This is a genomic window from Bizionia argentinensis JUB59, assembly GCF_000224335.1.
Classification (GTDB): Bacteria; Bacteroidota; Bacteroidia; order Flavobacteriales; family Flavobacteriaceae; genus Algorimicrobium; species Algorimicrobium argentinense.
In genome coordinates, this window is record NZ_AFXZ01000033.1 from 14,867 (window position 1) to 27,865 (window position 12,999).

16 protein-coding genes are annotated in these 12,999 nt (G+C 33.8%); 5 read left to right on the forward strand and 11 right to left on the reverse strand.

The genetic code is table 11. The features are described 5' to 3' along the window. Positions 1–103: 103 nt before the first annotated feature. The 6 genes from trpB to BZARG_RS09140 are packed head-to-tail and all read right to left on the reverse strand — an operon-like array spanning position 104 to position 5,854. Positions 104–1,285, reverse strand: a complete 1,182-nt coding sequence (gene trpB / locus BZARG_RS09115) for a tryptophan synthase subunit beta (protein ID WP_008637577.1) — start codon at positions 1,283–1,285, stop codon at positions 104–106. A gap of 27 nt (positions 1,286–1,312) precedes the next feature. After that, a complete protein-coding gene (locus BZARG_RS09120; RefSeq protein ID WP_008637573.1) occupies positions 1,313–1,990 on the reverse strand; it encodes a phosphoribosylanthranilate isomerase in 678 nt (225 codons plus the stop codon). Between the two features lie 32 nt (positions 1,991–2,022). Then, the gene (gene trpC, locus BZARG_RS09125; protein WP_008637595.1) at positions 2,023–2,829 is read right to left on the reverse strand and encodes an indole-3-glycerol phosphate synthase TrpC; all 807 of its coding nucleotides are present in this window, start codon (positions 2,827–2,829) and stop codon (positions 2,023–2,025) included. Between the two features lie 27 nt (positions 2,830–2,856). After that, on the reverse strand, positions 2,857–3,849 hold the full coding sequence (gene trpD / locus BZARG_RS09130; RefSeq protein ID WP_008637604.1) for an anthranilate phosphoribosyltransferase: 993 nt from the start codon (positions 3,847–3,849) through the stop codon (positions 2,857–2,859). Between the two features lie 19 nt (positions 3,850–3,868). Further along, the gene (locus BZARG_RS09135) at positions 3,869–4,438 is read right to left on the reverse strand and encodes an anthranilate synthase component II (protein ID WP_008637586.1); all 570 of its coding nucleotides are present in this window, start codon (positions 4,436–4,438) and stop codon (positions 3,869–3,871) included. Positions 4,439–4,447: 9 nt separating this feature from the next. Beyond that, positions 4,448–5,854 carry an anthranilate synthase component I family protein gene (locus BZARG_RS09140; protein ID WP_040288354.1) on the reverse strand — a complete coding sequence of 469 codons (1,407 nt, stop codon included), beginning with the start codon at positions 5,852–5,854 and terminating at the stop codon, positions 4,448–4,450. Positions 5,855–6,141: 287 nt separating this feature from the next. Between BZARG_RS09140 and BZARG_RS09145 the strand changes: the two genes are divergently transcribed. From BZARG_RS09145 to BZARG_RS09155, 3 genes are all read left to right on the forward strand, one after another. After that, on the forward strand, positions 6,142–6,753 hold the full coding sequence (locus BZARG_RS09145; protein WP_040288356.1) for a thioredoxin family protein: 612 nt from the start codon (positions 6,142–6,144) through the stop codon (positions 6,751–6,753). Positions 6,754–6,856: 103 nt separating this feature from the next. Then, positions 6,857–7,171, forward strand: a complete 315-nt coding sequence (locus BZARG_RS09150; RefSeq protein ID WP_008637584.1) for a rhodanese-like domain-containing protein — start codon at positions 6,857–6,859, stop codon at positions 7,169–7,171. Positions 7,172–7,181: 10 nt separating this feature from the next. Beyond that, the gene (locus BZARG_RS09155) at positions 7,182–7,583 is read left to right on the forward strand and encodes a rhodanese-like domain-containing protein (protein WP_008637588.1); all 402 of its coding nucleotides are present in this window, start codon (positions 7,182–7,184) and stop codon (positions 7,581–7,583) included. Between the two features lie 106 nt (positions 7,584–7,689). Here the strand turns inward: BZARG_RS09155 and BZARG_RS09160 are convergent, their stop codons facing one another. Together BZARG_RS09160 and BZARG_RS09165 are read right to left on the reverse strand one after the other, a co-directional pair. Further along, positions 7,690–8,328 (reverse strand): MliC family protein, encoded by a 639-nt coding sequence (locus tag BZARG_RS09160; protein WP_008637579.1) that lies wholly within the window; start codon positions 8,326–8,328, stop codon positions 7,690–7,692. Between the two features lie 123 nt (positions 8,329–8,451). Beyond that, a complete protein-coding gene (locus BZARG_RS09165; RefSeq protein WP_394330518.1) occupies positions 8,452–9,138 on the reverse strand; it encodes a DUF6929 family protein in 687 nt (228 codons plus the stop codon). 381 nt (positions 9,139–9,519) lie between these two features. On the opposite strand from BZARG_RS09165, the gene BZARG_RS09170 reads away from it, so the two are divergent. Continuing rightward, positions 9,520–11,115 (forward strand): FMN-binding glutamate synthase family protein, encoded by a 1,596-nt coding sequence (locus BZARG_RS09170; RefSeq protein WP_008637602.1) that lies wholly within the window; start codon positions 9,520–9,522, stop codon positions 11,113–11,115. A gap of 245 nt (positions 11,116–11,360) precedes the next feature. Here the strand turns inward: BZARG_RS09170 and BZARG_RS16135 are convergent, their stop codons facing one another. The 3 genes from BZARG_RS16135 to BZARG_RS15265 are packed head-to-tail and all read right to left on the reverse strand — an operon-like array spanning position 11,361 to position 12,504. Further along, positions 11,361–11,882, reverse strand: coding sequence for a serine hydrolase domain-containing protein (locus tag BZARG_RS16135; RefSeq protein WP_050807299.1), 522 nt, complete (start codon positions 11,880–11,882; stop codon positions 11,361–11,363). A 2-nt stretch (positions 11,883–11,884) separates the two neighbouring features. Beyond that, entirely contained in the window at positions 11,885–12,214 is a 330-nt protein-coding gene (locus tag BZARG_RS16140) for a serine hydrolase (RefSeq protein ID WP_083823844.1), read from the reverse strand. 20 nt (positions 12,215–12,234) lie between these two features. After that, positions 12,235–12,504 (reverse strand): hypothetical protein, encoded by a 270-nt coding sequence (locus BZARG_RS15265; protein ID WP_050807300.1) that lies wholly within the window; start codon positions 12,502–12,504, stop codon positions 12,235–12,237. Between the two features lie 371 nt (positions 12,505–12,875). On the opposite strand from BZARG_RS15265, the gene BZARG_RS15505 reads away from it, so the two are divergent. Beyond that, positions 12,876–12,999 (forward strand): transposase (locus BZARG_RS15505; RefSeq protein WP_157998029.1); only part of this gene is annotated, 124 nt, incomplete at its 3' end.

A 12,999-nucleotide genomic window follows, 5' to 3' on the forward strand; every position in this document is an offset into this window, starting at 1 on the left:
TTAGTTAAAAAGGGTTCAGACTTCGGTCAGAACCCTTTTTTTATTTAAAAGAAGTATGAGTTTTAAAAATTTCACTTACAATAAAACGTATCGATCTAAGTGATTATAATTTAAAATAATCGCTGTATGTACTCAAATCCTTATCGCCTCGACCTGATAAACTCACCACGACAATATCAGTTGGTTTAAATGCTTTTTCTTTGAAAACAGCTAGTGCATGTGCGGTTTCAATAGCAGGAATAATACCTTCTAATTTGGATAATTCTAATCCAGCTTCCATGGCATCGTCATCGGTTATGGCAATAAATTCTGCGCGTTCCGATTGATATAAATGTGCGTGCATTGGACCAACACCGGGATAATCTAGACCAGCCGAAATAGAGTAGGGCTCTGTTATTTGTCCATCTTCCGTTTGCATCAATAAGGTTTTGCTACCATGGATAACACCGACTTTCCCTAAAGCTGAAGTCGCAGCGCTTTCTCCCGAATTAACGCCTTTCCCCGCAGCTTCAACGGCAATAAGCTTCACACTAGTATCTTCTAAAAAATGATAATAAGCTCCAGCAGCATTGCTACCACCACCAACACAAGCAATCACATAATCTGGGTTTTCTTTACCCTCTTGTTCTTGTAACTGCCATTTAATTTCTTCAGAAACAATTGCTTGAAAACGTGCTACCATATCTGGATAGGGATGCGGACCAACCACGCTACCAATAATGTAATGTGTATCAACAGGGTTGTTTATCCAATCACGAATAGCTTCATTTGTGGCGTCTTTTAAGGTTTTACTTCCAGATATTGCAGGAATCACTTTAGCGCCTAGCATTTTCATGCGTGCCACGTTTGGTGCTTGTCGCGCCATATCAATTTCACCCATATAAACAATGCATTCCAAGCCCATTAACGCACAAACTGTTGCTGTAGCAACACCATGTTGGCCTGCTCCTGTTTCGGCAATAATACGTGTTTTTCCTAAGCGTTGTGCCATAAGAATTTGTCCGATGGTATTATTTATTTTATGCGCACCGGTATGATTTAAATCCTCGCGTTTTAAATAAATTTTAGTATTGTATTTTTCCGAAAGACGCTTGGCAAAATACAACGGAGATGGACGTCCTACATAATCTTTAAGCAAAGCTTTGAATTCCTTCTGGAATTCTGGGTCTGCCATGACTTTTAAATATTTTTGGCGTAAATCTTCCACATTGGGATACAGCATTTCGGGAATGTAAGCGCCACCGAATTGGCCGTAATATCCTTTTTCGTTTATATTGTATATCATTTTTTCCTACTTAAGATTTTGAAGACTTCACAGGCCCGATACTTTGGGATTAAAACTTGTGAGGTCTGTATTAATTTTCTTTTTAAATTCTTTTAATAACGCTATGTCTTTTAATCCGGGTTCAATCTCAAATTTACTATTCACATCAATAGCATGGCAAAACTGTGCTATTTCTAATTTGGAGAATTCAGTTAAATTTTCAACTTCATCCAAACCAATCCCGCCGCTTAAAATAAACGGTTTAGTAGACGGATATTCTTTTAAAGCATTCCAATTAAATGTGAAACCGTTGCCGCCCGGTTCTTTTCCTTTTGTATCGAAAAGAAATTTATCAACTATTTTTTCGAAGGATTTTATTTCACTAAAATCGAAATCTTGACCCACGCTAAATACCTTCCAAACCTCAAAATCTTTTGCCGCGTAAAGCGTTGCCATTCCCTTGAGTTCTGACACGAATTCTCTAGATTCATTGCCGTGTAATTGAATAACATCCAAATTATAATTATTAAGGATTGTTATTATTTCTGTTGGTGATGAATCTACAAAAACCCCCACTTTTTTAATGGAATTAGCTAATGTTGGTATAATACCATCGAAATAACGTGCCGATTTTTTATAAAAAATAAAACCGAGATAATCAGCTTGCAATTTTGATAAAGCTTCTATATTCTCTGGGAATTTCATCCCGCAAATTTTGAGTTTCATAATAATTCTGTTTATTGAAAGATCATAGGTTTTCAATCCCGAAATATCGGGACTGTGAGGTTTAGTTCAGATATAAAATTTTTGGCACTTTCTCCTGGATTGTCGGTTCGCATAAAATTCTCACCAATTAAAAACCCTTTATAACCATAAGGTTTTAATATTTTGATAGCGCCAGTAGAACTAATACCACTTTCGGAAACTTTCATAAAGTCGTCTGGGATTAAAGAACTTAATGTTATACTTGTTTCCAGCGAGACTTCAAACGTTTTTAAATTCCGGTTGTTTACACCTAATAAATCCAAGCTCGGCATAATAGATTTTTGCAACTCCTCTTCATTATGAACTTCCAAAAGCACTTCTAAATTTAGGCTTTTCGCCAATTCTGAAAATTCTTTAATTTCTGCAGGTGTTAAAATCGCAGCTATTAGCAAAATTACGTCAGCACCATATGCTTTGGCTTCTAAAATCTGATAGCCATCAATAATAAACTCCTTGCGTAAAAGTGGCAAATTACAACTGGCTCTTGCTAGTAGTAAATCGTCTAATGAACCACCAAAGTATTTGCTATCTGTTAAAACTGACATACCACAAACACTCGCTTTTTCGTAACCTTGTGCGACATCAAATACATTTAAACTATCATTAATCATGTGTTTAGAAGGTGAACGTCGTTTATGTTCTGCAATAATTCCAGATTTACTATTTTGTAAATTCTTAACAAGCGAAATAGTTTTACGCTCAAATAGAATTGATTGTTCCAATTGCGATATGGGAATAAGCTGTTTTTTTAAAGCGACTTCCCGACGTTTATCTGCAACTATTTTTTGTAATATATCCATCTTTTATTTCGTTTTAAATGCTGCTTATTATTGACTTAATGCTACTAGTTTCTCAAAACGCTTTTTAGCTTGCCCACTTTTTAAAGATTCCTTAGCCAATGCAAAACTTTCAGTAATAGGAATGCTTTTCACTGTTGAAATTGCCAAAGCTGCGTTAGCGCAAACCACATTGTTTTGTGCGTTTGTTCCTTGACCATTTAAAATATGTGTAAATATTTTAGCAGAAGAAGCTACTGAATCTCCACCATGAATGGCTTTTTGCGTCAACGCTACAATACCAAAATCGCTTGGGTTAATCATAATTTCAGCAGAATTATTAACCACTTTTGCAGAGCCAGTTAATGAAATTTCGTCATAACCATCTAAAGCATGGACAATACTGTAGTTTTTATCTGTATTTTGATATAGATAACTGTATAAGCGTAATAACTCCAAACTAAACACGCCGACCATTTGATTTTCAGGAAAGGCTGGGTTTACCATAGGGCCTAACATGTTAAAGAATGTTTTTACACCCAATTCACGACGAATGGGCGCTACATTTTTCATTGCGGGGTGGAATAAAGGAGCGTGCATGACACAAATACCAACAGCTTCCAAACAGGTTTTTAAGAAATCAATATCACTACTGAATTTAACACCCAAATGTTCCAATACGTTTGATGACCCGCAATTTGATGATACACCATAATTTCCATGTTTTGCTACATTTACGCCTGCACCAGCGGTTACAAAAGATGCTAATGTTGAAATATTAAACGTGTCTTTGCCGTCACCACCAGTTCCACATAAATCGATAGCATTATAGCCGTTTAAATTCACAGGAATACATAATTCTAACAAGGCATCACGAAAGCCTTGAAGCTCATAAATGGTGATATTACGCATCATATAAACCGTTAAAAACGAGGCGATTTGGCTTTGGTTAAAGTCGCCTTTCGAAATATTAACAAGTACCGCTTTAGCTTCTTCGCTTGAAATTTGTTCTTGATTAATAAGTCTGTTGAGTATGTTTTTCATATGCTTCTTGATATTATTTTTAACCTTTCAACCAATTGGCTAAAAGTTGTTTTCCATTAGGCGTTAAAACGGATTCTGGATGAAATTGTACACCGCGGACATCGTAAAAGCGATGACGCAAGGACATTACCTGTCCGTTTTCATCGTAAGAAGTCGGTTCCAAAACATCTGGTAATTTTCCATCAACGACCCAAGAGTGGTAGCGACCAACTTCCATAGTTTTTCCTAATCCATCAAAAAGCGATTCATCGTTAACCGAAACCGTTATTTGGGAAGCAACACCATGATAAACCGTTTCTAAATTAATTAAGGATCCGCCAAACACTTCGGCAATAGCTTGTTGTCCTAAACAAACACCTAGAATACTTTTCGTTGGTGCGTATTTTTCTATAATTGCTTTGAGTAAACCAGCTTCATCTGGTATTCCAGGACCTGGCGATAAAACAATTTTATCAAAAGCTTCAACCTCTTCTAATGTGAGTTGGTCATTACGTTTAACGGTGACTTGGCAGTCTAAATCTTCTAAATAGTGGACCAAATTATAAGTGAAACTATCATAATTATCGATGACTAATATATGTGTGTTCATTTTCATCTATTAAATTTCCTTTGCTAATTCTATGGCCTTTGTTAAAGCACCTAATTTATTATAAACTTCCTGCAGTTCGTTTTCGGGAACCGATTTGGAAACTAATCCAGCTCCAGCTTGCCAATGCAATTGATGGTTTTTACTTAAAAATGTCCGAATCATAATGGCGTGATTAAAGTTGCCATCAAAATCCATAAAACCGATGGCGCCACCATAATAGTCGCGACTAGTAGTTTCATACTTTTCTATAAGTTGCATAGCTTTATGTTTGGGTGCGCCACTTAAAGTTCCTGCAGGAAAAGTGTCCGCTACCATTTGCATGGTGGTTGTTTCTGCGTGTTTTGTGCCTGTAACTTTACTCACCAAATGAATAACATGAGAAAAAAATTGAACTTCTCTATATGTTTTAACCTCTACGTTGCTGCCATGGCGGCTTAAATCATTTCGAGCCAAATCCACTAACATAACATGTTCGGCGTTTTCTTTATCATCTTCAGAAAGTTGCTTGGCTAATACGGCGTCTTTCTCATCATTACCTGTTCTTTTAAACGTTCCGGCAATAGGGTGAATTTCGGCTTGATCTCCTTTAACAACTAATTGCGCTTCTGGGGAACTCCCAAATATTTTAAAATCACCATAATCGAAATAAAATAAATAAGGAGAGGGATTAATACTTCGTAAAGCACGATACACATTAAATTCATCTCCTTTGAATTTTTGAGAGAATTTTTTCGACAATACTAATTGAAAAACATCACCACGAGCGCAATGTTTTTTGGCAAGTTCCACCTGTTCTTTATAGGCATCGTCGGTTAAGTTGGAGGTTGTTTCACCAATAGTGGTAAAATTGAAGGCTGCAAAATTTTTAGATGTAATTAATTGTAGAATTTCATCAATATTATTTGTTTGGTTTTCAAAACAATGCGCAAAAATATAAGCTTCATTTTTATGATGATTAATAGCGATAATGTTTTGATATACGGCATAATAAATATCCGGAATGTCTTGATGACCTTCTTTTTTGGTAATCGTAATATCTTCAAAATACCTAACGGCATCATAAGCCATATATCCGAAAATACCGTTGTTTATAAACTTGAAATTTTCTTTGGAGTGAACTTTGAAACGCTTGGTGAATTTGTGAATTTCATTCACTACATCTGTCTCTTCCGAAATCTTTTCAATTAAGCTGCTACCATCAGGGAAGGTTTGAGTTATTATTTCGTTTTTCACTGAAATAGATGCGATAGGATTACAGCATATGTAGGAAAATGTATTGTCATTTGCATGATAATCGCTACTTTCTAGTAAAATACTATTCGGGAATTTATCGCGAATTTTTAAATACACGCTGACAGGAGTTATCGTGTCAGCTAGTATTTTTTTATAATGTGTGTAAAGGTTAAATTTTTTCATAAGTATGGGCAAAAAAAAAAGGCTTGTCGTGAATGACAAGCCTTTTTAAGTATTTTTAAATTTAAATATACGAATGGGGTTAGTTCACGATTATTTCGTTTCTATTGTTCCACCACCAAGTATAATTTAAAATTGTGTTCATGTGTTTTATTCTGAAAGTCAAATATAAAGTGAAAATATAACTATCCAAAAAAAAATCGTTAAAAATTGTTTAATGGTTAATTATCTCGTTTAAATGTTTCGCGAAAAAATAAATATTGTTAAAAACAAATTCGTACTTTAAGCTTATGAATGCACTAAAAACAAAATATGTCTTATTTTACTTGTTCACTTTTCTTGCATTAATACCGAAAATAGTAGCGCAAGGTTATGAAATAGATGATATGGCAACAGATTTTAGCCTAAAAAGTACTGAAGGAAATTTGGTTTCTTTAATAGATTATCCAAAGGCGAAAGGCTTTATAGTTGTTTTTACCAATAATACTTGTCCGTATGCAATTGCTTATGAAGACCGGATTATTGCTTTAGATAAAAAATATGCATCCAAAGGTTTTCCGGTAATTGCTATTATGCCTAATAATCCAAAAATGCAAAAAGGGGATAGTATGGATGCTATGAAAGGGCGTGCCAAAGCCAAAGGGTTTACATTTCCGTATTTAATGGACGAGGACCAGAAGGTTTTCCCGCAATATGGTGCCTTCAAAACTCCTGAAGTTTATGTTTTAGAGAAAACTACCAATGGCAATAAGGTAAAATATATGGGTGCTATTGATGATAATTATCAGGATTCTGAAGCTGTCAAGAATAGGTATGTTGAGGATGCGGTAGATGCTTTATTAAGTGGTAATACAATTAAATTAAAAAAAATACGCGCTATAGGTTGTACTATAAAAACTTAAGTAACAAAAGAAAGGCTTAAAGACATTTTGAATTGTAACTATTACGTTTTTTTTTCGTCTATAAGGTAATAAGTAGTAGTTTTGAAAAAATATTAAATAAAATATGGCAGATTTAACGCAAAAGCAATGGCGCGAACAGTTGGAACATGATGACCAAGCGGTTGTTTTGGATGTACGAACAGATGAAGAAGTCGCCGAAGGTATGATTCCGAATGCGATACAAATGGATATTTTTCAAGCGCAAGAATTTGTAAGCAAACTGGGAACGTTAGACAAAGATAAAAACTATTATGTTTATTGCAGATCTGGCGGCAGAAGTGCCCAGGCTTGTGCTATTATGTTCCAAATGGGTTTTGACCAAGCGCACAATTTATTAGAAGGTATTACGGGATGGACAGGAAATATTGTTCAGCCATAAAAAAATAATTATGAAAAAATTAATAGGATTTAGTGTTCTTATAGTGATTTTAGCTTTTACAAGCTGTAAAAATAAAACCGAAAACGATGCAATTAAGGTCGTTACAAGCGAAGAAATGCAAACGCTTTTAGAAATGGATGAGGTACAACTTTTGGATGTACGAACACCAGAAGAATATGCCGAGGGTTATATTGCTGATTTTCAGAATATCGACTTTTTATCGCCAACTTTTGAACAAGATATTTTAAAATTAGATAAAGATATACCTGTGATTTTGTATTGCAGATCGGGTACACGAAGTGCTAGTTGTGCACAGAAAATGGTAGATGCTGGTTTTACAAAAATTTACGATTTACAAGGTGGTATTTCCAAGTGGGAACATGATGGGCATGAGATTGTCATGCCTAAATAAAAAACAAATTTATTATTTTAGTATCGTAATATATGGTTACTATAAAGTACGCCCAAAGGTTTTTATTTATAACCTTTGGGCGTACTCATTATTTATTCTCTAAAAATTACTTTTTGAATTTGGACGCAACGCCATCTTCAGTTAAAGTTCCAGTATCACCTTGGTTATGCCATTTTACAGTGTTGTTTCCATATTCAGCACCTTTTGCCCAAGCCTCTGTTTGTTCTAAAGTAATTTCAGGTTGGTTATCTTTTATTAAGGTTACAAAACGCTTGTCGTTTTTGTCTGAATAAATAACTACAATAGACTCTTTCTCATTAGTGTATGTGTATTGTAACGGGCTGATTACAACTAGCTTCATAGTATTGTTTCCGTCAGAGAAAGTAGCACCGTCTTCCTGGCTTACCCATTTGTAGTTGCCACTTTCATATTCCGCGCCTTTTGCCCACGCTGTAGTTTGAGGGAGGATTAATTCATCTTGCTTGTCTCTTTTTATTTTAACATTCATTTTGTCACCTTCCTCGAAGAAGGTAACATCTACAATTTCGCCATTATCACTTTTGTAGAGATACTCTAAAGCATAAAGTTCATTTTCAGAATCGCTTGTAGTGTATTCCTTATCTTCAGAATGTGTGTCCACTATCGCGATATCCTCAATTTTTGTCATTTCTGTTTTCTTAGTTTCTTCTTTACAAGACGTAAATAAAGCGCCTAAAAATAATGCTGATAGGATTGTTTTTTTCATTTTTATGTGTTTTAATTGGTGATTAATATATTATCTTATTTACGTGAAAGCATTCGTGTTTAGACGTTTTACACCTAAATGTATGGATTGAATGTGGATGATACGAATTTATAAATTTTAGGTTTACCACAAAAGTATACTTTCTAATAATATCGAATTTCCTAGGTCGTCATCTGTAATAAGAATCAATTTGGTTTTTCCTATAGAAACTTCTTCTTGAACTGTTACAGACTCTACTTTTAAATTTTCTTCCATATTTGGAATTGGGCAAAAGTTAATAACGGGACTAACCGTATTATCTGTAATGTTAATCATGCCAATAAAACTTCCTAGAATTTCACCATCTTTATAAGCATTATTTGTGTTTTCTACTGAAACTGTAAAAATTATTTTTGATTCGTTCTTTAAAACAGTAGCGCCCGAAAAACCAGCTTCTATTCCGTTAATTTTAGGTAATGAGAATTGTTGTATATATGGTATAGGGAAAGACGCTTCACCTTTTAGATAAGCTAATAAAATTAGATAGTTAAAGGTTAATACTAGATTCTTTTTTCGGTTAAAAAGAAAGATCTGTTTGTCCCGGAAAGCTGTTGCTTCAATATTTAATTCTGAATCATGGAATATGTTTAATTTTTTTAAATTACTATAAAATCCAGATATGTTATACTTTTCAATAATCAAATCATCTTTTAATAAGATGTGAACAAAAACGTCTCTTTCTGGCGATTTAGAACCAGATCCGAAAACAACCAATTCATTGTTTCCTATCATTTCCATAGACTCAAAATCTGGTTTTTTAGATTTAATAATTCTTTCACCAAAAAATTGCGGAGTCTATAAGAGGTGTTTTCGAAATAATTTCGAATTTAGTATTTAAGTTTTAAACATAAACTCGCGTATATGTGATGATTATTTTAAAGTAAGCCACTATCTTTTTTAAAAAATATGCGCATATATTAGAAATGAAATAACTTTAAGTGTCGACGGACACTTTATTCATCGAATGAATTCAGGATATTCTTGCAAAAACTTTTAAGTTTTCTTTAATTTCATTTTCATTTTTATTTCAGATTTAAGTTGTAATTTGCACTAAATAATTATTATTTAAAGATCACTGATTCTAAATCATTTAAACTTAAAAAGCTATTTACTTCTTATAAAGAAAGCTCGGAATTCAACTAAATCTCTATTATGCGTACTCAATTTTATATTATATCGACTATTTCATTGTTGATAACACTGGCATTAGGCATGTTTTTAAGTCCTTACTGGTATGTGCTTTTCGGAATTGTATTAATGTTTACAATCCTGGGATATTATGACATTATTCAAACACGACATACTATTATGCGTAATTATCCCATATTAGGGAGACTTCGTTTTGTTTTAGAGGATTTACGACCGAAAATGTATCAGTATTTCATTGAATCTGATATCGATGGACGTCCTTTTAACCGTGTAGATCGTTCCACTGTATATCAGAGAGCAAAAGGTGTACGTGATACTATTCCTTTTGGAACACAGCTTGATGTGTATGCTGAAGGCTACGAATGGATTTGTCACTCTATAGCACCGAAGGCCTTTGAGACTTTAGATCACGACCCTCGGGTTATGATTGGTAATAAGGATTGTGCGCAACCTTATTCAGCCAGTATATTGAATATTTCAGCTATGAGTTTTGGCTCGCTAAGTGCTGCCGCTGTTGAGAGTCTTAATGGTGGTGCTAAAATTGGAAATTTTGCTCATAATACAGGAGAAGGTGGATTGAGTGACTATCATTTAAAAAATGGAGGCGATATAATTTGGCAAATTGGTACGGCTTATTTTGGATGCCGAACGGAAGAAGGAAGGTTCAATCCAGAACTATTTGCTGAAAAGTCCAAACATCCTAATGTTAAAATGATTGAATTGAAAATTTCTCAAGGAGCAAAACCTGGACATGGTGGAATTCTGCCAGCCGAGAAAAACTCTGAAGAAATTGCTAGAATAAGACATATTAAACCACACGTTAAGGTTAGTTCTCCGCCATATCACTCGGCTTTTGATACGCCATTGGAAATGGTGAAGTTTATTAAAACATTAAGAGATTTATCAGGCGGAAAACCAGTTGGATTTAAATTATGTATTGGTTATAAAAGTGAATTTATTTCCATTTGTCAGGCTATGATTGAATTGGATATATATCCTGATTATATAGCAGTGGATGGAGGTGAAGGAGGAACAGGTGCAGCGCCGCCAGAGTTTAGTAATTATGTAGGTGCTCCTTTAATTGATGGTCTTGATTTTGTGAATAATATTCTAATTGGAATGGGTATTCGTGAGCATATAAAGATTATTGCTTCTGGTAAAATCAGTTCTGCTTTTCATGTTGCACGTGCCATTGCTTTAGGAGCGGATGCTTGTTATCAAGCGCGTGCTATGATGTTGGCATTGGGGTGTATTCAAGCATTATTATGTAACACAAATGAGTGTCCTACCGGTATTACAACTCAAGATCCTAAATTGACTGTAGGTCTAGTTCCTGCAGATAAAAAAGTTAGAGTTGCCAGTTACCATGAAAAAACACTTAAAAATTTCGTCGAGCTTTTAGGTGCTACTGGTTTGGATGAGCCGAAAAACTTAACGCGTACTCATATCTATCGTCGTATTTCATTTAATGATATGATTACTTATGAGGAACTTTTTCCTTCTATAAAATTAGGATCAATGCGTGATGGAGAAATTCCGGAGAAATATAAAATGGACTTTCTTTTTGCTGATAAAACACGCTGGGGAATTCATCCTTAAGAAGTAGTTTAAAAACCTGTTTCCTTATTTGTGAGAGGGATTTACTTTCAGGTTAGTGAATAGAAAACGTTGCATTACTATTAAAATATTCCATCATTGAATTTGATTAAATCAAATTCAATGATGGAATATTTATTTGAAACACATTCATGTTTTTAGTTTTAAGATAATTGCTTTGAAATCCGCAGAATTTTAACGTATCATACAATAGCTGTTTCCAACAACAATATAACAGCATCTGCTTCTTAAGTAGGCGTTTTATTAATTTTTATTAGACCATCAAATATAGTATTTAATGTTTCCATCATCTTTGGCGCTGTCTTTTGTCCACTTTGATTGGTAATTATAAAAGCGCCGATATTGTATTTTGGAATAATAAATATATAACACTGTGACCGTGGTACGCCACCATGATGGGAATAATTTTCCCCTAATTTCTCATTGGAAGAATCTATATTCCAGAAATAGGAAAGGCCAATCTCATCATTATATTGGAATAGTGGCTTGTGAGACTCTTGCACAACTGCATCGTTGACTAACTGATACTTAACAAATTTCATTATATCTGGAAATGTAGACTTAATGTTACCTGCAGCTCCCCATGGTAGCTTTTCCATAGCGGTTGTTATAGTGGGGTTATCGGAATGGTAACCAACTGCCAAGTTTTTCAATTCTTCTTTGTTGAGAGTTGTCTTGGTATTCTTCATTCCAATTTTTTCTGACAGGAAGTTTGTTAATATATCTTCAAAATCAGACTTGTAAATCACTTCTAAAACTCCGTTCCAGCACTGGAATACGCGTATTTAAAGCCTGGTATGGTATCTGTTTTAATAGCGTGTAACTCCTGGAAAAATTTGGTTTTATTATAATTTTTTAAAACGTCATTTATTTTTGAAGGAGTATCATAGTTCAAAAAGTCATCTAATAATGCATTCATTTCTAAAGGCAGCATATTAGGAAGTCCACTAGTATGTGTTAGCAAGTGTTTGATTTTTAAAGGGTGATTTAAGTATGATAAATTGGGGTACTCTTCATTTAAGTATTTACTAATATCATCCTCAACGTTTATCCTTTTTTCTAGAACAGCATTGGCTAAAATAGTACCGGTAAGTACTTTACTTAAAAACCGATTTCGTAAATAGTTTTGTTACTAGGTGTGTTTCCAACTCTTTTTTCTAATTCACCATAATGGCTTATATATTCTTTTCCATCGAAATATATTCCAATGGAAGTTGAGTTAATGAGTGAATCATTAATCATTTTAGCCGCAGCGCTATCTATTAATGTCTCAATTTCACTTTTTTCGGTCTTAATAACCCCGTTTTGCGTGGATTTATTATTACAACTTATTAACGTAAAAGTTAAAAGAAGAAAAAGATATTTAGCCATTCGGTGTTTCATTTAAATTGTTTAACAATATTCTATAAAAAAAACAGTAAGCAAATATCTACTGAATTGTCAACGAAAGCTACTCATGATGTATTTAAAGTGGTGTTTTAAGAACATTTTTAAATTATTAGAAATTAGTCATTCTATAAATTTAGTTTAAAAGTATAATTAGTACTCATAAAGGTTGTTTAAAAATATGATTAATTTTTAGATTATTGAATTTCAGTAAGAATATAATTATTCATTAAGTAAGTAGTTTGCTTGTGTGAAATCATATCGTCTTTAAAATAAGTGCTTGCTAAAACTATAAACACTGGATATTCTAATTTAGTGGGCGGTACAAGTTAAGCATAAAGACTTACATTTAACTTATGAAACAAGAGCGAAAGAAATATGATGAAGCTTTTAAACGACAATCTGTAGAATTAAGTAAGAACAGGAAAAACTTATCAGAACTAGCAAGAGAACTAGGTATCAAGGCTATTCTTTTATACG